The 19,435-nt window shown below is 69.7% G+C and carries 18 protein-coding genes; 8 read left to right on the forward strand and 10 right to left on the reverse strand.

Annotated elements, in window-relative coordinates; translation table 11 throughout:
* Nucleotides 1-5: 5 nt before the first annotated feature.
* From ACSQ4M_RS06415 to ACSQ4M_RS06430, 4 genes are all read right to left on the reverse strand, one after another.
* Nucleotides 6-1,034 (reverse strand): ABC transporter ATP-binding protein, encoded by a 1,029-nt coding sequence (locus ACSQ4M_RS06415; protein ID WP_436188765.1) that lies wholly within the window; start codon nt 1,032-1,034, stop codon nt 6-8.
* Nucleotides 1,031-2,065 carry an ABC transporter ATP-binding protein gene (locus ACSQ4M_RS06420; RefSeq protein ID WP_436188766.1) on the reverse strand — a complete coding sequence of 345 codons (1,035 nt, stop codon included), beginning with the start codon at nt 2,063-2,065 and terminating at the stop codon, nt 1,031-1,033. The genes ACSQ4M_RS06415 and ACSQ4M_RS06420 overlap by 4 nt, the downstream gene beginning before the upstream one ends.
* Before the next feature lie 187 nt (nt 2,066-2,252).
* Complete coding sequence (locus tag ACSQ4M_RS06425; protein ID WP_436188767.1) at nt 2,253-3,161, reverse strand: ABC transporter permease; 909 nt, start codon at nt 3,159-3,161, stop codon at nt 2,253-2,255.
* 7 nt (nt 3,162-3,168) lie between these two features.
* The gene (locus ACSQ4M_RS06430; protein ID WP_436188768.1) at nt 3,169-4,146 is read right to left on the reverse strand and encodes an ABC transporter permease; all 978 of its coding nucleotides are present in this window, start codon (nt 4,144-4,146) and stop codon (nt 3,169-3,171) included.
* Between the two features lie 115 nt (nt 4,147-4,261).
* On the opposite strand from ACSQ4M_RS06430, the gene ACSQ4M_RS06435 reads away from it, so the two are divergent.
* Nucleotides 4,262-5,401 (forward strand): response regulator, encoded by a 1,140-nt coding sequence (locus ACSQ4M_RS06435; RefSeq protein WP_436188769.1) that lies wholly within the window; start codon nt 4,262-4,264, stop codon nt 5,399-5,401.
* A gap of 48 nt (nt 5,402-5,449) precedes the next feature.
* On the opposite strand, the gene ACSQ4M_RS06440 is transcribed toward ACSQ4M_RS06435, so the two are convergent.
* The 3 genes from ACSQ4M_RS06440 to ACSQ4M_RS06450 all read right to left on the reverse strand — a co-directional run bounded on the left by ACSQ4M_RS06440 (nt 5,450) and on the right by ACSQ4M_RS06450 (nt 9,047).
* The gene (locus tag ACSQ4M_RS06440) at nt 5,450-7,048 is read right to left on the reverse strand and encodes an ABC transporter substrate-binding protein (RefSeq protein WP_436188770.1); all 1,599 of its coding nucleotides are present in this window, start codon (nt 7,046-7,048) and stop codon (nt 5,450-5,452) included.
* Nucleotides 7,049-7,210: 162 nt separating this feature from the next.
* Nucleotides 7,211-8,644, reverse strand: a complete 1,434-nt coding sequence (locus ACSQ4M_RS06445) for an NAD(P)/FAD-dependent oxidoreductase (RefSeq protein WP_436188771.1) — start codon at nt 8,642-8,644, stop codon at nt 7,211-7,213.
* A 4-nt stretch (nt 8,645-8,648) separates the two neighbouring features.
* Complete coding sequence (locus tag ACSQ4M_RS06450; RefSeq protein WP_436188772.1) at nt 8,649-9,047, reverse strand: nuclear transport factor 2 family protein; 399 nt, start codon at nt 9,045-9,047, stop codon at nt 8,649-8,651.
* A gap of 120 nt (nt 9,048-9,167) precedes the next feature.
* On the opposite strand from ACSQ4M_RS06450, the gene ACSQ4M_RS06455 reads away from it, so the two are divergent.
* The 6 genes from ACSQ4M_RS06455 to ACSQ4M_RS06480 all read left to right on the forward strand — a co-directional run bounded on the left by ACSQ4M_RS06455 (nt 9,168) and on the right by ACSQ4M_RS06480 (nt 14,853).
* Complete coding sequence (locus ACSQ4M_RS06455; protein ID WP_436188773.1) at nt 9,168-10,691, forward strand: PLP-dependent aminotransferase family protein; 1,524 nt, start codon at nt 9,168-9,170, stop codon at nt 10,689-10,691.
* 202 nt (nt 10,692-10,893) lie between these two features.
* Nucleotides 10,894-11,895, forward strand: a complete 1,002-nt coding sequence (gene tauA, locus ACSQ4M_RS06460; RefSeq protein WP_436188774.1) for a taurine ABC transporter substrate-binding protein — start codon at nt 10,894-10,896, stop codon at nt 11,893-11,895.
* Nucleotides 11,896-11,899: 4 nt separating this feature from the next.
* Nucleotides 11,900-12,697: a taurine ABC transporter ATP-binding protein gene (locus tag ACSQ4M_RS06465; protein WP_436188775.1), complete on the forward strand. Its 798-nt coding sequence runs from the start codon at nt 11,900-11,902 to the stop codon at nt 12,695-12,697.
* A complete protein-coding gene (locus ACSQ4M_RS06470; protein ID WP_436188776.1) occupies nt 12,690-13,547 on the forward strand; it encodes an ABC transporter permease subunit in 858 nt (285 codons plus the stop codon). Before ACSQ4M_RS06465 ends, ACSQ4M_RS06470 begins: the two co-directional genes overlap by 8 nt.
* Nucleotides 13,548-13,611: 64 nt before the next feature.
* Nucleotides 13,612-13,995: a DUF1090 family protein gene (locus ACSQ4M_RS06475; RefSeq protein WP_436188777.1), complete on the forward strand. Its 384-nt coding sequence runs from the start codon at nt 13,612-13,614 to the stop codon at nt 13,993-13,995.
* Nucleotides 13,996-14,055: 60 nt separating this feature from the next.
* The gene (locus ACSQ4M_RS06480) at nt 14,056-14,853 is read left to right on the forward strand and encodes a TSUP family transporter (protein ID WP_436188778.1); all 798 of its coding nucleotides are present in this window, start codon (nt 14,056-14,058) and stop codon (nt 14,851-14,853) included.
* Between the two features lie 247 nt (nt 14,854-15,100).
* On the opposite strand, the gene ACSQ4M_RS06485 is transcribed toward ACSQ4M_RS06480, so the two are convergent.
* The 3 genes from ACSQ4M_RS06485 to ACSQ4M_RS06495 all read right to left on the reverse strand — a co-directional run bounded on the left by ACSQ4M_RS06485 (nt 15,101) and on the right by ACSQ4M_RS06495 (nt 17,676).
* The gene (locus tag ACSQ4M_RS06485) at nt 15,101-15,643 is read right to left on the reverse strand and encodes a Fic family protein (protein WP_436188779.1); all 543 of its coding nucleotides are present in this window, start codon (nt 15,641-15,643) and stop codon (nt 15,101-15,103) included.
* Nucleotides 15,538-16,599, reverse strand: a complete 1,062-nt coding sequence (locus ACSQ4M_RS06490) for an AlbA family DNA-binding domain-containing protein (protein WP_436188780.1) — start codon at nt 16,597-16,599, stop codon at nt 15,538-15,540. The genes ACSQ4M_RS06485 and ACSQ4M_RS06490 overlap by 106 nt, the downstream gene beginning before the upstream one ends.
* A 309-nt stretch (nt 16,600-16,908) precedes the next feature.
* Nucleotides 16,909-17,676, reverse strand: coding sequence for an IclR family transcriptional regulator (locus tag ACSQ4M_RS06495; protein WP_436188781.1), 768 nt, complete (start codon nt 17,674-17,676; stop codon nt 16,909-16,911).
* A 96-nt stretch (nt 17,677-17,772) separates the two neighbouring features.
* On the opposite strand from ACSQ4M_RS06495, the gene ACSQ4M_RS06500 reads away from it, so the two are divergent.
* Nucleotides 17,773-19,398, forward strand: a complete 1,626-nt coding sequence (locus ACSQ4M_RS06500; RefSeq protein ID WP_436188782.1) for a GMC family oxidoreductase — start codon at nt 17,773-17,775, stop codon at nt 19,396-19,398.
* Nucleotides 19,399-19,435 lie beyond the last annotated feature (37 nt).

The following is a 19,435-nucleotide window of genomic DNA, read 5'->3' on the forward strand; positions in this document are numbered from 1 at the left end:
GGCTTTCAGGCTGGCATGGCCAGCGGTGCGACGGGCACGCCGCCATGGTTTTCGACGCGGATGCAGCGCACCCAGTGGCCCGGTGCGGCCTCACGCAAGGGCGGCAGTTCGGCCGCGCAGGCCGGCACGGCCACGGGGCAGCGGCCGGCGAAGCGGCAGCCGGGTGGTGGGTTGATCGGGCTCGGTGGATCGCCTGTGAGCTTGATGCGCTGCGCGGCGCGCTGGCGCCCGCCGCCCACCGTGGGCACGGCGGACATCAGCGCCACGCTGTAGGGGTGCAGTGGCCGGGCGAAGAAGGTCTTGCGCGGCGCCTGCTCGACGATCTGGCCCAGGTACATCACGGCGATGTCGTCGCAGATGTGCTCGACCACCGCCATGTCGTGCGAGATGAACAGGAAGGTCAGGCCCAGGTCCTTCTGCAGCCGCGCCAGCAGGTTCAGGATCTGCGCGCGGATCGCGATGTCCAGCGCCGACACGGGTTCGTCGCAGACCACCAGCTCGGGCTTGGTGGCCAGCGCGCGCGCGATGTTGATGCGCTGGCGCTGCCCGCCCGAGAACTGGTGCGGGAACAGGTGCTGCTGCTCGGGCCGCAGGCCGACCTGCGTGAACAGCTCGGCCACGCGCGCATCGCGCTCGGCTGGCGTGCCGACCTGCATCAGGTCCAGCGGCGCGCGCACGGCGGCACCGGCGCGCTGGCGCGGGTTCAGCGAGGAGAACGGGTCCTGGAACACGATCTGCATGCGCCGGCGCGCCTGGCGCAGGTTCTCGCCGGACAGCGCGGCCAGGTCGGTGTCGCCCAGCCGCATGCGGCCGGACGTGACGGGCGCCAGCCGCATCACGGCCAGGGCCGTGGTGGTCTTGCCCGAGCCCGACTCGCCGACCACGGCCAGCGTGCTGCCGCGGCGCACGCGCAAGGACACGCCATCGACGGCTTTGACTACCTCCGGCGTGGCGAACATGCCGCCCCCCGACCGCGGAAAGTGCACCTGCAGGTCGTCCACCTGCAAGAGGATGTCTTCGGTGCGTGCATTCATGCGATCTCCTCCGTGCGGGCGCGCAGCTTGGGCGCCTGGGTGTGCAGCCAGCAGGCCACGCCGTGCGCGCTGCCGTTGTCATCCGGCGCCAGCGTGACCAGGGGCGGCACCTCGCTGGCACAGCGTGGCAGCGCCTCGCGGCAGCGCGCGCGGAAGGCGCAGCCGCTGCCCAGTTCCCAGATCGAGGGCACGACACCAGGGATCTCGGGCAGATCCTCGCGCGCGGCCTCCTGGCTGCTGCCCAGCTCGGGCAGGCAGGCGATCAGGCCGCGCGTGTAGGGATGGGCCGGCGCCGACAGCACCTGGCTGCAGGTGCCTTGCTCGATCACGCGGCCGGCGTACATCACCATCACGCGGTCGGCCATCTCGGCCACGGCCCCCATGTCGTGCGTGATCATCAGGATGGCCGTGCCCTTCTCGCGCTGCAGCTCGCGCAGCAGGTCGAAGATCTGCGCCTGCACGGTCACGTCCAGCGCGGTGGTCGGCTCGTCGGCGATCAGGATGTCGGGCCGGCAGGCCAGCGCCATCGCGATCATCACGCGCTGGCGCATGCCGCCGGACATCTGGTGCGGGTACTCGTGCACACGCCGCTCGGGCGCCGGGATGCCGACCTGCTTGAGCATCTCCACCGCCCGCGCCTGCGCGGCGGCCGGGTCCAGGCCCGCATGCAGCCGCAGCGACTCGGCGATCTGCTCGCCGACGGTGAACACCGGGTTCAGCGAGGTCATGGGCTCCTGGAAGATCATGGAGATGCGGTTGCCGCGCACGGCGCGCATGCGGGCATCGTCGGCGGTCAGCAGGTTCTCGCCCTGGAACAGCACCTCGCCGCCGGTGATGCGGCCCGGCGGCGAGGGGATCAGGCGCAGCAGCGCCAGCGCCGTCATGCTCTTGCCGCAGCCGGACTCGCCGACCACGCACAGCGTCTCGCCGGCGCGGATGCCGAAGTCCACGCCGTTCAGCACCATGGCCTGGCCGCGCCGGCTGCTGAAGGCCACGCGCAGGTCTTTCACTTGCAGAAGCGGATCGTTCACTTCAGCTCCTCATGGCGCGGCATTCGCGCCGTACAAGATCGGTCCGCAAGCTGCGGTTCGGATGGCCGCGGAGCGGGCCGTGCCAGTGCACGCGCAGAACTGGCTCTGCCAGGCCGCCGAGTGCGCCCCTTGAGGGGGATGGGATGTCTACACGCAGTGAGACATCCAAACGGGGTGGTCTCATCTCTCAGCGTTCCCTCAGTTTGGGGTTCAAGGCATCGTTGAGGCCGTCGCCGATCAGGCTGACGGCCAGCACGGTGATGAAGATCGCGGCGCCCGGGAAGGCCACGGCCCACCAGCACGACAGCACGTACTGGCGCGCCGAGCCGATCATGAGACCCCAGCTCATCTGGTTCGGGTCGCCCAGGCCGAGGAAGGACAGGCCGGCCTCGAACAGGATGGCGGCGCCCACCGCCAGCGTGGCCGACACCACCAGCGAAGGCAGCGCGTTGGGCAGGATCACCTTCCAGATGATGCGGGCGTCGCGTGCGCCGATGGCGCGCTCGGCGCGCACGAACTCCAGGTTCTTGGTCTTGAGGAATTCGGCCCGTGCGAGCCGCGCCGTGCCGGGCCAGCTGACGATGCCGATGGCCAGCGTGACCGTGACCAGCGAGGGCGAGAACAGCGTGACCACCACCATGGCGAATAGCAGCGCCGGCAGCACCTGGAAGAACTCGGTCACGCGCATCAGCAGTGCGTCCACGCGGCCGCCGTAGTAGCCGGCGAAGGCGCCCAGCGAGACACCGATCACCACCGACAGCAGCGCTGCGAAGGCACCGACCAGCAGCGTGGCGCGCCCGCCGTAGACGATGCCGGTCAGCACATCGCGGCCGAGCTGGTCGCTGCCCAGCCAGGCTTCCTCGCTGAACGGCGGCGTCAGCGGCATGGTGCGGATCTCGAAGGGGTCGGCCGGATGGACCCAGGGGCCGGCGATGGCCACCAGCAGCACGGCGATCAGCATCACCATGCCGGCGATGGCTGCGGGGTTGCGCAGGAACATGCGCAGCGCTTCGCGCGCCGGATGTTCGGGCGCGGCGGTGGCAGCTGTCGGCCGCGCGGCGGACGAGGGCGAGACGGGTGGGGCGGTGGTGGTCATGGTGTTCTCAGGCGGTCTTGATGCGTGGGTCGATGAGGCGGTAGGCCAGGTCGGTCAGCAGGTTCATGACGACCACCACGATGGAGGAGAACAGCAGCACGCCGAGGATGGTCGGGTAGTCGCGCCGCAGCACCGAGTCGAAGGCCAGGCGGCCCAGGCCCGGCCAGTTGAAGACCGTCTCCACGATGATGGCGCCGGCCATCACGTTGCCGAACTGCAGGCCCAGCATGGTGACCACCGGCAGCAGCGCGTTGCGCAGCGCGTGCTTGTAGAGCACGACATGCTCCGCGAGGCCCTTGGCGCGCGCGGTGCGGATGTAGTCCGAGCCCAGCACGTCCAGCATGGAAGAGCGCGCCAGCCGGCTGTACTGCGCGACGTAGACCAGGGCCAGTGTCACCGTGGGCAACACCAGGTGGTGGGCCACGTCCAGCATGTCGGCCAGCCCGGTGGCGCCCACCGAGTCTGCCGAGCGCATGCCCGCCACGGGCAGGATCGGCAGCCAGGACGCGAACAGCAGCACCAGCAGCATGCCGGTCCAGAACACCGGCGCGGCGAAGCCCACCAGCGAGAGCACGGTGATGCACTGCGACAGCAGGCCGTTGGGCCGGCGCGCGGACAGCACACCCAGCAGCGTGCCCGCCAGGAAGGCCAGCAGCACCGCCGAGACCACCAGCAGCAGCGTGGCGGGCACGCGCTCGAAGATCATCTGCGCCACCGGCAGGTTGAAGAAGTACGAGTAGCCCAGGTCGCCGCTCAACACGCGGCCGAGGTAGATGCCCAACTGCACCGGCAGCGGGCGGTCCAGCCCGTACTGGGTGCGCAGCTGGGCCATGAGCTCGGGACTCATGCCGCCGCTGGCGCCGGCGATGGTCTCGACCGGATCGCCGGGTGCGGCATGCACCAGCATGAAGTTCAGCACCACCACGGCCAGCACCAGCAGGAAGCCCTGCAGCAGGCGGGTTGCAAGAGCGCGCAGCATGTTCATGTCATCGAGGGAGTTGGGGGTGATGCGGACCAGTATGCGGGGTGTGTGCAGTTCATTTCAACGGGAGATTCGCGCATAAACTGCATGCGATCAGACAGGCGGACCGGGAGATGCGATGAAGCACAAGACCATGGACAGGCCGACGATCCTCATCGTCGACGACGTGCCGGAAAACCTGGCCGTGCTGACCCGGATGCTGCAGGACCGCTATGCGGTCCGCGTGGCCACCGACGGCGCACGCGCCCTGCGCCTGCTGCACGCCGGACCCGTGCCCGACCTGGTGCTGCTCGACGTGGTGATGCCCAAAATGGACGGCTATGCGGTGTGCCGCAGGATCAAACAGGACGCGCGCACCCGCGACATCCCGGTGATCTTCCTGACGGTGCTGGACGATGCGGTCGACGAGGAGATGGGCCTTGGCATGGGCGCGGTGGACTACATCGCCAAGCCGGTCAGCCCGCCCATCATGCTGGCCCGCATCGACGCGCAACTGCGCCTGAAGGCCGCGGCCGATTTCCTGCGCGACCAGAACCAGTTCCTCGAGGGCGAGGTCGTGCGGCGCATGGCCGCGGCCGAGCGCCAGTACGACGCGATCATCGGCACGATGGCCGGGCTGCTGCATGCGCGCGCGTTCGAAGGCGGCCGCCACGTGCAGCGCCTGCAGGCCGGCCTGCAGGCCCTGGCCGACCGGCTGCAACTGGACCCGCGCTACGCGCCGGCCTTGTCGGACGAGGCGCTGCGGCTGATGGTCAAGGCGGTGCCGCTCTACGACATCGGCATGGTGGACGTGCCGGATCGCATCTTGTTCAAGGCCGAGGCGCTGACCGCGCAGGAGCGCGACATCGTGCGCCTGCATGCGGAGCGCGGTGCTGCGCTGTTGCAGCGCATCGAACAGGGTCTGGGCGGCGGCACGCCGCTGCTGCAGACGGCCGGCGCGATGGCGCATGGGCACCAGGAGCGTTGGGACGGAAGCGGCTATCCGCGTGGCCTGGCGGGCGAGGCCATCGCGCTGGGCGCGCGGCTGGTGGCGCTGGTCGATGCCTACGAGGCGCTGGTGAGCGGACGCGCCTACCGCCTGCCCGTGTCGCATGCGCAGGCGACGGCCACCATCGCCGACGGGCGCGGCACGCAGTTCGACCCGCATGTGGTCGACGCCTTCCTGGACATCGGGGCCGAGTTCCAGCGGATCTGGCAGCACCTGGCCGATGTCGCAAGCCCGCGCGCCGGCGGAGCCATCGGGGGCCACGGGGCCTGATCCCTGGCGTGCGTGCTGGCACATGGTCGCGGGGCCGTGGCCGGGTGCTTACTTGAGGAAGACCTCGTCGTAGGGCGCGGCCGGCCCCCAGATCGTCGTCGGCACGTTGCCCACGTTCTTGCGCGTCGCCGTGTAGTAGGGCGAGTTGTTGATGAAGACGATGGGCACCTCGTCCGTCACGATCTTCTGGAAGGTGGCGTAGTAGGCCTTGCGCTTGGTCTCGTCCATGATGCCGCCAGCCGTGTTGAGCAACTCGTCGACCTGCGCGTTCCTGTACGACTGGGTGTTGGTCCAGACCACCGGCTTGATGTTGTTCGACAGGTAGGTGCGGTGCACGCCGATGACCGGATCGCCCCAGTTGAACACGGTGTCCATCGACAGGTCGAAGTCGTGCGTGGCCAGCCGCTTGGCCCAGGCCGGGAAATCGGCCGAGGCGCGCACCTCCACCACCACGCCGACCTTCTTGAGCTGCGCGCGCACGTACTCGGCCACGTTCTTCTGCTGCTCGTCCGCACCGGGCAGGTAGTCGATCGTGATCTTGAAACGCTCGCCGTTGCTGCCCGCCTTCAGGCCGGCTTCGTCGAGCAGCGCGGCGGCCTTCTTGAGGTCCACCGGGTAGCGCACGAGGTCGGCCACGGCGAACGGGCTGCTGCCCACGATGGGGCCGTCGGCCGGCGTGGCGAAGCCGCCCATGAGCGCCTTGGTGATGAAGTTCTTGTCGATCGCATAGGCGATGGCCTTGCGCACGCGCACGTCGTCCAGCGGCTTCTTGGCGGTGTTGATGGCCAGCCAATTCAGTGCGCCGATGCCCTCGAAGCCCTTGTTCGTGAGCGCGATGTTGGGGTTGTTCTGCAGCCGCTTGAGGTCGATGGAGACAGCCACGTAGGGCACCATCTGGATGTCGCCGCGCTCCAGGCCCAGCAGCAGGCTGGAGGTGTCGGGCACGATGTTCATGATGACCTTGTCCAGGTAGGGCTTGCCTGGCAGGAAGAACTTGTCGAAGCGCTCCAGCACGATGCGCTGGCCGGCGCGGAACTCGGCGAGCTTGAACGGCCCGGAGCCGACCACGTCGGTGGTGTTGCGCGGATGGGCCTTGAGGTCGGTGCCGTCGCCGTAGATGTGCTTGGGCAGGATGGGCGCGAGCGCCGGGCTCATGGCCAGCAGGATCGCCGGGTGCGGCTGGCCCATGCGGATGATGGCCGTGTAGGGGTCCGGCGTCTCCACCTTCTCCACCGGCGCCAGCATGGTCTGGAACGGGTGGTTGGCCTTGATGGCCATGATGGAGAAGGCCACGTCTTCCGAGGTGACGGGCTTGCCGTCGTGGAACACCGCGTTCTTGCGCAGGTTCAGCGTGAGCGACTTGCCGTCTTCGGCCAGCTTCCACGATTCGGCCAGGTAGGGCTGGGGCTGCCACTTGTCATCGAAGCGCAGGGGACTGGCGAACAGCTGCGTGGACGGCATGGCCGTGGCGATGCCGGACTGCACCGCGCCGTTGAGGTGGCGTGGCACCTGGGTGCTGCCCACCACCAGCGTGCCGCCCTTCTTGGGCTGCTCTTGTGCCTGGCTGGGCAGGGCCGTCGCGGCCAGCGCGGCCGCGGCGAAGACGATGTTGCCGAGGGCGCGGCGGTGCAGGGAAAACGAACGCATGGGGGAAGCTCCTTTGTTCTGCTGGCCGCGCCCGTCGCGGCCTTGCGCCAACGATACGCATGAAGCACGCCATGCACGCATGCCACAGGCGGTGAAATGCTGGAGCCAGAGGGGCAGTGTTTTCCCTTGCCATGCACCGTCGTCGTGCTGTCTCGCGTCGTGCTACTTCTCGTCGCGCAGCCAGTACCACTTGTAGAGCGCACGCTGGCCGATGCGGCGGAATGGCGCCAGCAACGGAGAACGTACCACGCCGAACGCGTTGGGATACTCCAGCGGCCCGTCGTAGATGGGCAGCGAGAACACGGCGCGCTCGGCGTCCTGGCCCGTCACGCGCTGGGCCAGGCGCTTGCCGGCCCAGGTGGAGAACGAGACCCCGTTGCCACCGTAGCCCACGGCGTACCAGATGGTCTGCGCCGGGTCGGGCCGTGTGATGCGCGGCATCATGTCGTGGCTCACGTCCACCCAGCCCCACCACGAGTGGTCGATCTGAATGCCGGCCAGCGGCGGAAACTTGCGCGCGATGGCGTCCGTCAGCAGCTTGAGGTGCTCGGGGGCCTCGGCGTCTGCGCCCGTGACGGCGCTGCGGCTGCCCAGCTGCAGCCGGTTGCCGCGCAGGAAGCGGTAGTAAAAGCGCAGCGTGCGCGTGTCGGTCAGGAAGGTCTCGTTGCGCACGCCGCAGGCCGCCATCTCCGCGGCCGTCAGCTCGCGGGTGACCACCGAGTTCGACAGGATCGGCATGATCTTGTTCCTGAGCAGCGGGTGCAGCTGTTGCCCGGTGTAGCCGCCCGTGCACACGGCCACGCGGCGCGCCCGCACGGTGCCGCCGGGCGTGCGCAGATGGTGCACGCCGGCGATGGTCTCCCAGCCCTGCACCGGGCTGGCCGGGTGCACCTTCACGCCCAGCGCGCGGGCGCGCCGCAGCAGGCCGAAGGTGAACTTGAGCGGATGGATGCCGATGCCGTGCTCTTCCCACATGGCGCCGGCGGCCTCGCGCTCGCCGCAGAATTCCTCATGGATCTGGCCGGGCGTGAGCATGCGCGTGCGGTAGCCGAACTGTTCGTTCATCACGCGCGATTCGGCGCGCAGGTAGTCCATCTTCTCGGGCCGGTGGGCCACGTACAGATGGCCGCCGTCGTAGGCGTCGCAATCGATCTCGCGCGTGAGCCCGGCGAAGTTCTCGAAGCCCGTGCGGATCTCGCGGTCGAGTGCACGCGCGGTGTCCAGGCCCCAGCGTGCGATCCACTGGCTGCGCTTGAGCCGGCCGCTCGCGTTCTGGCCCTGGCCGCCGCTGCGGCTGGAGCAGCCCCAGGAACTCTGGTTGGCCTCCAGCACCACGGCGGCAATGCCATGTTCCTGCGCCAGGTACAGCGCGGTGGACATGCCGGTGGCGCCAGCGCCGATGACGACCACGTCGGCGTCGACGTCGCCACGCACGGGGCCGTCGTCTGCCGGCGGGGTGCCGGCGCTCGCTACCCACCAGGTCGGTGCGTAGGCGCGTCCGGCACCGGGGTCGGGCGCCACCAGCGGGTCGTAGCGCGGGTCGTAGCGCCGTTCGGCGGGGGCGTCGCCGGCGGCGGTGAAGGGCAGGCTGCTCATCGCCTCAACGCGCGGGCAGGTTGGGCCGCGTCTTGCGGAACACGTTCTTGAGGTGGATCTTGCCGTCCTTGAAGGTGAACAGGTCCACGCCGTCCACCTCCACGCGCGTGCCGTCCGCGGCGGTGCCCGTGAAGGTCCATTCGGACACGCCGAAGTCGCCCTGCACGAAGTGCTTGCCGTTGCGCCACTGCGCGTCGGGCATGGTGGCCCAGGCGGCCGGGAAGGCCTTGCGCACCGCCTCTGCGCCCACATGGCGTGTGCCGCAGGCGTCCGGTCCGCCGGCGGTCTGAAAGATGCAGTCCTCGGTCATGAAGGACATCAAGGCATCGATGTCGTGGCGGTTCCAGGCCTCGCTGAAGGCGGCCAGGGTGGCTTCGGTAACGGGCGGGGGGGTGGTGCTCAAGAGGCTCTCCTGTTCAGGTTGCGTCGCAGGTTAGGCGCTTGATCCGCGCGGCGATAGTGCCAGTGGCCCCCAATCCACCACGCCAGTCTGGTGCCTGCATGGCGCTAGACTGCGCCTCCCATGAGCACCCCCGGCGCCGAAGCGCACCACCAATGGGCGCGGCTGTTCGTCGTGCCCGAGCAGCCCGGCCTGCCCCTGCAGGGCCGCCTGCGGCTGGCGATCGTGCAGCCCATCCTGGAGGGGCGGTTGCCGGCCGGCGCCGCGATGCCATCCTCGCGCGAACTCTCGCGCCTGCTCGGCCTGTCGCGCAACACGGCCACGGCGGCCTACCAGCAGCTGATCGACGAGGGCTTCCTGGAAGCGCGTGCGCGCAGCGGCGTGTTCGTGGCGCGCAACGCGCGGCCCGCCAGTGTGGGGGCGACGCCACCGACCAGCTTCGGCAGCGGTGGCGGCGTCGCGCCGGACTGGGGCGCGCGTGTGCTGCGCTCGCTGTCCGACGCGCCCACGCTGTCCAAGCCCGAGCGCTGGCGCGAGGTGCCCTATCCCTTCGTCTATGGCACGCACGATCCCGAGCTGTTCCCGATCGAGGGCTTCCGCGAATGCTGCACGCGCAGCCTGGCGCGTGCCCAACTGGCGCAGTGGACGCCGGACTTCGAGACCGATGACGTTCCCGACCTGATCGAGCAGATCCGCCTGCACCTCTTGCCCAAGCGCGGCGTGTTCGCACTGCGCGAGGAGATCCTGGTCACCGTCGGAGCGCAGCAGGCCTTCCACCTGCTGGCCGATGCGCTGCTGGACGAAACCAGCCGGCTCGGCTTCGAGGAGCCGGGCTACCCGCATGCACGCAACACCTTCTCGCTGCGCAGGCCGCGCTGGGTGCCGGTGGCGGTGGACGGCGAGGGCGTGCTGGTCGACACCTTGCCGCCGCTGGACTACCTGTTCGTCACGCCCTCGCAGCAGAGCCCGACCACGGCCACGCTGTCGCTCACGCGGCGCGAGTGGCTGCTGCGCAAGGCCGAGCTGGCCGACTTCGTGGTCATCGAGGACGACTACGAGGCCGAGAACCTGTACGAGGGCGCGCCCATGCCGGCCTTGAAGAGCCTGGACAAGAGCGGCCGCGTGGTCTACGTGGGCTCGCTGTCCAAGAGCCTGTCGCCATCGATGCGGCTGGGCTACATCGTGGCGCCGCGTGCGCTGATCCAGGAGCTGCGCGTGCTGCGCCATGCCATGGTGCGCCACCCCAGCGCCTTCCTGCAGCACGCCTATGCCCTGTTCATCTCGCTGGGCCACCACGAGTCGCACGCGCGCCGCGTGAACATGGTGATGCAGGAGCGCGTACAGCTGCTGGCGCGGGCGCTGCGCACGCAGCTGCCCGACTTCGCATTCGATCTGCCGCGCGGCGGCGCCTCGATGTGGGTGCGCGCGCCGGCCTGGGTGGATGGCGCCGAGCTCGCCACCATCGCGCAACGCCACGGTGTCTTGATCGAGGCGGGCGACGTGTTCTTCCAGCACCCGCCCTATCCCTGCCCGTACTTCCGGCTGCGGCTGTCGTCCATCGCCACCGAGCGCATCGCCGATGGCATCGCGGCGCTGGCCAAGGCGGTGGACGAACTGGCCACGGCCCGCGGCGCGCGGCGCGGCTGAGCACCGCCGGGCGCGGCGCACGCGGCCGGTGCGCGCCGCACCAAACCGAGGGTTCACCCTGGTTTCCTGGCCCCATGGACGGGCGCACGCTGGTTCTTTTGTGTCGTGCGCCTTTGCTGCACATTGGCCCGGCTCGCCCGCCCGGCGCCGCAGGTCTGCGGTGGCCGCATGTGTTCCCGTTCGGACCCAGGAGATCTCCACGATGCCCACCCGTCGATCCATGCACCGCGCCGCCGCTGCCGCCGCGCTCGTCCTCGCTGTCGGGGCCCAGGCCCAGACCAAGGAAGTGACCTTCGCCCACCAGGACATGCTGGTGCCGCTGCGCCTGGTCATGGAATCCGGGGAGGTCGAGAAGGCCACCGGCTACAAGATCAACTGGCGCATGTTCGGCGGTGGCGGCGACGTGATCCGCGCCATGGCCTCGGGCAACGTGCAGATGGGCGAGGTCGGCTCCAGCCCGCTGACGGCCGCGGCCAGCCAGGGCCAGGACATCCGGCTGTTCTGGGTCTCGGCCGACATCGCCGACGCCGAGGCCCTGGTGGCGCGCAACGGCTCCAACGTCAACACGCTGGCCGACCTCAAGGGCAAGCGCGTGGGCGTGCCCTTCGTCTCCACCGCGCACTACCAGCTCATGGCCGCACTCAAGGCCGCGGGCGTGGACGGGCGCCAGGTCAACGTCAACAACATGCGCCCGCCCGAGGTGGCCGCCGCCTGGGAGCGCGGCGACATCGACGCCACCTTCATCTGGGACCCGGTGCTGACCAAGGTCAAGGGCAACGGCAAGGTCATCGCCACCTCGGGCAGCATCGGCAAGCAGGGCTACCCCACGTTCGAAGGCATCGTCGTCGATGCCAAGTGGGCTGCCGCCAACGAGGCCTTCATGGTCGCCTTCGTCAAGGCGCTGGACCGCGCCAACGCCGAGGTGCGCTCAGGCCTGAAGGGCTGGAATGCCGACTCGGCGCAGGTCAAGGCCGTGGCCAAGTGGACCAAGGCCGACCCCAAGGACGTGGCGGCCGGCATGGCGCTGTACAGCTTCCCCACGCTGCAGGAGCAGCTCTCGGCCAACTGGCTGGGCGGCGGCGCGGCCAAGGCCATGTCCGGCACCGCGGAGTTCCTGAAGGAGCAGGGCCGCGTGCAGGAGGTCAAGCCAAGCTACGCGAACTTCGTGACCGACGTGTATGTGAAGAAGGCCCTGGGCCAGTAAAGCGATGCCCACGCTCGACATCCGAGAGCTGACGGTGAACTACGCCGTCAAGGGCGGCACGCTGCAGGCGCTGGCGCCCGTCAACCTGCGCATGCAGGGCGGCGACTTCGTGGTCGCGCTGGGGGCCTCGGGCTGCGGCAAGACCACGCTGCTCAACTGCATCGCCGGCTTTCTGCCGCCCTCGTCGGGCCAGGTGCTGCTGGACGGCCAGCCGGTGCAGGGCCCTGGCGCCGAGCGCGGCGTGGTGTTCCAGAAGCACGCGCTGATGCCCTGGCTCAACGTGCGCGACAACGTGGCGCTGGGCCTGCGGCTGCGCGGCGTGCCGGCGGCCGAGCGTGGACGCATCGCCGAAGAGAAGCTGGCCCTGGTGGGCCTGGCCAAGTACGCCGACCGCGCCGTCTACGAGCTGTCGGGCGGCATGCAGCAGCGCGTGGGCATCGCCCGCGCACTGGCCAACGACCCGGCCGTGCTGCTGATGGACGAGCCCATGGGCGCGCTGGACGCGTTCACGCGAGAGCAGGTGCAGGAGATCCTGCTGCGCGCCTGGATGGCCACGCAAAAGATGGTGTTCTTCATCACCCACGACGTGGAGGAAGCGCTGTTCCTGTCCACGCGGCTGATCGTCATGAGCCCCAGCCCGGGCCGCATCTCGCACGTCTACGACGCCGTGCCGTTCTCGCGCCAGTTCCTCGAGCATGGCGACGCGCGCAAGGTCAAGTCCGAGCCGGCCTTCATCCGCATGCGCGAAGAGGTGCTGGCCATCATCCACCACCGCGACGCACTGGAGCCAGCCCATGTCTGACAGTGCCCCCGCCCTGACCGTGCCGGCGCCTGCCGCGGCGCAGTCCGCCGCCCCGGTGAAGACCAGTCGCTTCCGCACACCGGGCGAAGGCAGCAGCGGCACCATCAGCGTGGTCACCGTGGTCGTGCTGCTGGTGCTGTGGACGCTGGTGACCAACATGGGCTGGGTTAAGCCGCTGTTCCTGCCCACGCCGCAGGCCGTGTTCGAGCAGTTCTGGCTCTACCTGACCGGCCAGGCCAACGACAAGCCCCTGTGGCAGCACTTCCTGGCCAGCATGTTCCGCGTGTTCTCGGCCTTCCTGCTGGCCTGCGTGACGGCGATTCCGGTCGGCATCGCCATGGGCATGAGCCGCTGGGCGCGCGGCATCTTCGACCCGCCGCTGGAGTTCTACCGCCCGCTGCCGCCGCTGGCCTACCTGCCGCTGATCATCATCTGGTTCGGCATCGACGAGCTGCCCAAGGTGCTGCTGATCTTCCTGTCGTGCTTCGCGCCGCTGGCGCTGTCGGCCCGTTCGGGCATGCGCAGCGCCGCGCAGGAGCAGATCAACGCGGCCTATTCCATGGGCGCGAGCTACTGGCAGGTGGTGCGCCACGTGGTGCTGCCCGCGGCCATGCCCGAGATCCTGGTGGGCATGCGCATCGCCATCGGCTTCGGCTGGACCACGCTGGTGGCGGCCGAGATGGTGGCGGCCAACATGGGCCTGGGCCAGATGGTGCTCAATGCGTCGAACTTCCTGCGCACCGACATCGTGATCATGGGCATCGTGGTGATCGGCGTGGTGGCCTACCTGTTCGACCTGCTGATGCGCTGGGTCGAGCGGCGCGTGGTGCCGTGGAAGGGCCGGATGTAGGCGCACGCGCAGGCACGGCGCAATCGCCCTGTGGGCTCGCTGTGATCTGGCCACTGATCGGCGGATGGCGCAATTGCTGGCATGCTCGGCGGCCCTCCTTCCCGGTACCGGTATGCGCTTTTGCTCTTGCACCCTGGCCTTGCTCGTGCCACTTTCGGCCTCCGTCTTCGCCCAACAGGCGGCAGCGCCGCTGGATGACGCGGCGTGCGCCGCGCAACTGGCGGCTGTCGAACAGGAGATCGACGATGCGCGTGCGAGGGGGCGGATGCTGCTGCGCCGGGAGCTGGACAAGCAGCTGGCGGCGTTGCAGGCCCAGTGCAACGCCAGCCCGGCACAGGCCAGCCGGGCGGCCAGCATCGCGCGGCTGGAGCAGGAGGTCGAGGCCCTGCGCGCCCAACTGGAGCGCGCCGAAGAGCAACTGCGCAGGCTCAGGAACGCATCGCCGTGAAGGCGCGCCGCACCCTCGCCACGTGGTGCGCCGTGGGCACCTCGGTGTGAGGCGCCACCCTTGAGCGCCGCGCTGCTCGCGCCCCCGCTGGCCGGCTGGCAACTGCTGGCCGCGCTGGCCGTGGTGCTGGGTGCCGGCTTCGTGCGCGGCTTCGCGGGCTTCGGCTTCTCGGCCTTCAGCGTGGCCGGCCTGTCGCTGCTGGTGGCGCCTTCGGCCGTGATCCCGTCCATCTTCCTGCTGGAGATCCTGGCCAGCCTGCACATGCTGCGCGCGGGCCTGCGTGATGCCGACTGGCCCTGGTTGCGCGCGCTGGTGGCGGGGCAGGTGCTGGGCGTGCCGATCGGCGTGGCGCTGCTGGCGTGGCTGCCCGAGACCGGGCTGCGCCTGGTGATCGGCGTGCTGCTGCTGGTGGCCGTGCTGGCGTTGCGCAGCGGTGTGCGCCCGGCGCTGGAGCCCACGCCGCGCATGCGCCTGGGTGTCGGCACGCTCTCCGGCGTGGTCAACGGCGTGGCCGCCATCGGCGGCATCGTGGTGGCCGTGCTGCTGAGTGCCACGCGCATGGCGCCGGCCGCGCTGCGCGCGACCATGGTGCTGATGCTGCTGTGCTCGGACGTGCTGGCGCTGGCCTTCGCTGCCGTGCTGCCGCGGGCGGGCGATGCGGGGGCGCTGGTGGGGGCAGACACCTGGCGCTGGGCGCTGTGGCTGGCGCCGGCCATGCTGGCCGGCATCTGGCTGGGCGGCCGGGCCTTCGCGCGCGTGTCGCCGGAACAGTTCCGGCGGCGGCTGCTGGATCTGCTGGGCGTGCTGGCCGTGTTGGCGCTGGGGCGGGCGGTGTGGGGAGTGGTCGGGTCCGCCTGAGCCCGGCGCTGGCATCTGCAGGCATGCTGCCGCCGGGAATCCATTGCGAGGCGATGGCAATGGCTTGAGCCCAGCGCTTGCAGGAAGCTGTTGTGCCGCTGCGTCGCGTCGGCGATGGTCCGCGCCACCGCCACCAACTCGGCATGCACCGCAGCCAGGTCAATCCCTGGTTCTTGAGCGTTCTGGACTGCCGAATCTCAACGGCGTCAGGTGCATCGACCCACAGATGCTGTGTTCTTCCTTTCATTCATTGCACTTGCGCCCTTCCCCGGTCGGTCAGGCGGTATTGCTGCAGGCGGCTGTTGGGTTTGCCGGGCAAGGTCGGTTCGATCCACAAGCGCTCCAATGCCGGGCGCAGGTAGTTGGCCCGGAAGGTGGGGCGGTGTTTGAGCGTCAGGCGTTCTTGGATCTCAGAGGGCGCCAGAGGGCCGTTGACCAGGGTTTGCAGGAGCCGCAAAACTGGGTCGGTGACTGGGTCGGTGACTGGGTCGGTGACTGGGTCGGCCACCTGCGGGGCGACTGGCGCGGCTGCCCCGTTCCACTGCGTTCCAGGTCGCAGCACCCGGGCGGTGAACTGGTTGCCGCTGGTCTCGTCGATCAGTTCGATCCGTGGCCATTCGTCCAGCGCACGGGGGATGCCGCTGCCCAGGCCGCGGTACGGCAGCAGCCGGAAGGCGTGCTCGCTCAGCGTGGGGTTGCGGCGGTTGGCCTTGCCGTGGCGGATGTCATCGACGCGCAGGCTGTCGGGTAGGTGGCCCGGGCTGATGATGTCGATGCGGTCGGTGAACACGAGGATGCGGATGGACGCGCTGGTGAAGTAGTCGCGGTGCACCAGTGCGTTGACCAGCAGCTCCTGCAGGGCGATTTCGGGCACTTCCAGGATGCCGGGCGAGGGTCGCCTTGCACGCGGTGCAGGTTGCGCTTGATGAAGGCCAACGCCTCGGTGTACTGCTGGGGCAAGGTGCCGCTGATGTCCTGGCTGTCGAGGTAGCGGGTGTCGGTGATGCGGGTGCCCGGAAAGGCCACGGCCTTGATGACGAACGCCGGGCACCAGCGCAGCGGGTTGCGTCCAAACAGCATCAGGCCCGACAAGTTCAGTTCCAGGCCGTCGCCCAGCCCCAGGTTCTGCAACAGCGCGTCCAGCGCCAGCCCGGCTTGCGTGGTGTCTACAGCGTAGTGCTTGTCCAGGTAGCGGCGAAATGCCGGTTCGTCCAGGTCTGCGCTGGTGGTGCCCGCCACGGGCACCACGTCGGCAAGGACCAGGCCGGCGCGCTGGAACATGCGCTGCAGCTCCTCGCGGGCGGTCACATGGCGCTTGTCGGCGCCTTGCTTGACCCAGATGCGGCCTTGGTGGTCGAGATAGGGCTTGGCCAGGCCATTGGGCACCGTCACCACCATCACCAGCCCGGCCTCGGTCTTCACGTTCTCGGTCAGGGGGTGAATCGGAGGACGCACATGCTGACTGCTGGCGTTGCTGAGCATCTGGTTGAGTCGGCGCAGTTCGGGAGCGTCCAGCCCCGCGATGCGGCCGTCGTCGTCGACGCCGATGAGCAGCGTGCCACCACCGCTGTTGGCGAACGCGGCCAGCTCAGCGGCCAGCGCATCGGGGTTGTGGAACGTGCGCTTGAACTGCTGGCGGGTGTGCTCGCCCAGGGCAATGCGCTCCACCAGCGCAGCCTCTGTCAAAGGTGGCTCATGCATAACGCTCAGAGCTGAGGTATCGCGCCCTTGCGCCCGTTTGGTCACAGGGGGACCAGCCCGGCCATCAGTGCCGTCTCGGCCTGGCAGCGGCCCTTGCCGATGAGGCCGTACTCGAACTGCTCTGCATTCACGCTAAGGCTCGGCGCGGCAGAAGGCAGCTCGTAAGTTTGCGCAGATGAGGGCATGGGTCAGCGGATGAACGCGATCGACGACATCGGGAACTGCTTCAAATAGCCGGTTGGCGTGAACGGTTGTGATTCTGACGCAGGCCTTGTCGCCGAAGCCGGCCCAGAGGGCAACGGCTTACAAGGGTCCTGTCGAGGGGGCAAAGGAGCCGAAGGAGGGCGCACAGCGCTACAGCAGCGTCCGCATACGCGCCGCCGCCGCATGCAGGAACGGCAGCTTCTCGCGCGCCTCCTCCAGCGACATGCGCGCCGTCGGCGCATGCACCGCGATCGCCGCCCTGGGCCGCCCCTGCCCATCCAGCACCGGCACGGCCACCGCGATCAGCCCGGCGATGAACTCGCCGCGGTCATCGGCGTGGCCCTGGGCCGCGATCTGCGCGCATTCGGCGCGCAGCGCCTGCGCGTCCGTGAGGGTCTCGGACGTGAGCCGCTCCAGCACCAGCTGGCCGATCAGCGCATCGCGCTCGGCGGCCGGCATCAGGGCCAGGAACAGCTTGCCGCTGGCCGTGGCATGCAGCGGCACGTGCGAACCGACCTCCAGCGTGAGCCGCAGCGGCCAGTGCGCCTCCACGCGGTCCAGGTAGAGCACGCGCAGACCGTCCAGCGTGGTGAAGTTGCAGGTCTCGCCGACCTGCTGCACGAGCCGCGCCAGCACATCGTGGCGCAGCCCGCGCGCGGCGCCGTGGTTCAGCGTGTCGAAGGCCAGCCGGCTGAGTGCCGGGCCGACCACGAAGCAGCGCTCGTCCACGTCGCGCGCCAGGAAGCCGCCCTCCTGCAGCTGGCCGCACAGCCGGTGCACCGTGGGCTTGGGCAGGCCCAGCCGGTCCGCCAGCTCGGCCAGCGTCAGCGCGTGGCCGGCCTCGGCCACCGCCGCCAGCAGGCGCAGGCTGCGGGCCGCGGACGAATCGGATGCGGTCGAGGGGTCAGGGGCTTTCACGTCGGCACGCTCAGGGTAATCATCAAGAAACGGAACGTTTCATTCCAAGAATAATCGTCTCGACTTCATTTCGGAAGAATTCGTTCCGGAAAATCCATGCAAGAAGTGTTCGATCACATTGTCGTGGGCGCTGGCTCTGCCGGCTGCGTGCTGGCGGCTCGGCTGTCCGAAGACCCCGGCACGCGTGTGCTGCTGCTGGAGGCCGGCCCGCCCGACCGCTCGCCGTGGATCCACCTGCCCATCGGTTACGGCAAGACCATGTGGAGCCCCGAGGTCAACTGGTGCTACCAGACCGATCCGGACCCGAACATGAACGGTCGGCGCATCTACTGGCCGCGCGGCAAGACGCTGGGCGGCAGCAGCTCCATCAACGGCCTGATCTACATCCGCGGCCAGCAGGAGGACTACGACCACTGGGCCGCCCTGGGCAACACCGGCTGGAGCTACGACGAGGTGCTGCCGTACTTCGTGAAGTCCGAGAACAACCAGCGCGGCGCAATCCCGCTGCACGGCGATGCCGGGCCGCTGCGTGTGTCGGACATCGGTGCGCGGCACGAACTCATCGAGGCCTTCATCGCCGGCGCTGGCGAGATCGGCGTGCCCCGTACGAACGACTTCAACGGCGCCCGCCAGGAGGGCGCGGGCTACTACCAGCTGACCACGCACCGCGGCCTGCGCGTGAGCGCCGCCAAGGCCTACCTGAAGCCCGCGCGCGGCCGGCCCAACCTGCGCGTGGAGACCGGTGCCTTCGCCTCCGGTGTGCTGCTGGAGGGCCGGCGCGCCGTGGGCGTGCGCTGGCGGCAGGACGGCATCCTGCGCGCGGCACGCTGCCGCGGCGAGGTGCTGCTGGCCGCCGGGGCGCTGCAGTCGCCCCAGTTGCTGCAGCTCTCGGGCATCGGCCCGGCCGCGCTGCTGGCCGAGCACGGCATCGCCGTGGTGCATGACGCGCCTGGCGTGGGAGAGAACCTGCAGGACCACCTGCAGATCCGCCTGATCTACGAGTGCACGAAGCCCATCACCACCAACGACCAGCTGCGCAGCTGGTGGGGCCAGGCCCGGCTCGGCCTGCAGTGGCTGCTGGCGCGCAGCGGGCCGTTGGCGGTGGGCATCAACCAGGGCGGCTGCTTCCTTCGCGCGCTGCGCGGGCCCGACGGACTGCCGGTGGCCACCACGCCCGACATCCAGTTCCACGTGGCCACGCTGTCGGCCGACATGGCGGGCGGCAAGGTGCATCCGTTCTCGGGCTTCACGATGTCGGTGTGCCAGCTGCGGCCCGAGTCGCGCGGGCGCGTGCGCATCCGCTCGGCCGACCCGTTCGAGCCGCCTTCGATGCAGCCCAACTACCTGGCCACCGAGCTGGACCGGCGCACGGCCGTGGCCGGCATGCAGGCCGCCCGTGCGATCGCGGCGGCGCCGGCCATGCGGCCCTATGTGCGGCGCGAGGTCAAGCCCGGCCCGGATGCGGCCGACGAGGCCGCGCTGCTGGCCTTCTGCCGCGACAACGGCGCCACGATCTTCCACCCGAGCGGCACCTGCCGCATGGGCGCGGACGAGGGCGCGGTGCTCGACCCGCGGCTGCGCGTGCGCGGCATCGAGGCGCTGCGCGTGGTCGACTGCTCGGCCATGCCCACGCTGGTCTCGGGCAACACGCATGCACCGGCGGTGATGATGGCCGAGAAGGCCGTGGACATGATCCGGGAGGACGCGCGCAGGCGGCCTTGATGGATGGCGGGGCGCGCCTGCCAGGGTACGGCGCGCG

The organism is Pseudorhodoferax sp. LjRoot39 (genome assembly GCF_964253035.1).
Taxonomy (GTDB): Bacteria; Pseudomonadota; Gammaproteobacteria; order Burkholderiales; family Burkholderiaceae_C; genus Pseudorhodoferax.

Bases quoted from the DNA above. Each gene is read 5' to 3' on its own strand.
- ACSQ4M_RS06470 (WP_436188776.1), top strand. From the start codon at position 12,690: ATGTCTGACAGTGCCCCCGCCCTGACCGTGCCGGCGCCTGCCGCGGCG.
- ACSQ4M_RS06500 (WP_436188782.1), top strand. From the start codon at position 17,773: ATGCAAGAAGTGTTCGATCACATTGTCGTGGGCGCTGGCTCTGCCGGC.
- ACSQ4M_RS06445 (WP_436188771.1), bottom strand. From the start codon at position 8,644: ATGAGCAGCCTGCCCTTCACCGCCGCCGGCGACGCCCCCGCCGAACGG.
- ACSQ4M_RS06425 (WP_436188767.1), bottom strand. From the start codon at position 3,161: ATGACCACCACCGCCCCACCCGTCTCGCCCTCGTCCGCCGCGCGGCCG.
- ACSQ4M_RS06455 (WP_436188773.1), top strand. From the start codon at position 9,168: ATGAGCACCCCCGGCGCCGAAGCGCACCACCAATGGGCGCGGCTGTTC.
- ACSQ4M_RS06465 (WP_436188775.1), top strand. From the start codon at position 11,900: ATGCCCACGCTCGACATCCGAGAGCTGACGGTGAACTACGCCGTCAAG.
- ACSQ4M_RS06430 (WP_436188768.1), bottom strand. From the start codon at position 4,146: ATGAACATGCTGCGCGCTCTTGCAACCCGCCTGCTGCAGGGCTTCCTG.
- ACSQ4M_RS06435 (WP_436188769.1), top strand. From the start codon at position 4,262: ATGAAGCACAAGACCATGGACAGGCCGACGATCCTCATCGTCGACGAC.
- ACSQ4M_RS06440 (WP_436188770.1), bottom strand. From the start codon at position 7,048: ATGCGTTCGTTTTCCCTGCACCGCCGCGCCCTCGGCAACATCGTCTTC.
- tauA (WP_436188774.1), top strand. From the start codon at position 10,894: ATGCCCACCCGTCGATCCATGCACCGCGCCGCCGCTGCCGCCGCGCTC.
- ACSQ4M_RS06415 (WP_436188765.1), bottom strand. From the start codon at position 1,034: ATGAATGCACGCACCGAAGACATCCTCTTGCAGGTGGACGACCTGCAG.
- ACSQ4M_RS06475 (WP_436188777.1), top strand. From the start codon at position 13,612: ATGGCGCAATTGCTGGCATGCTCGGCGGCCCTCCTTCCCGGTACCGGT.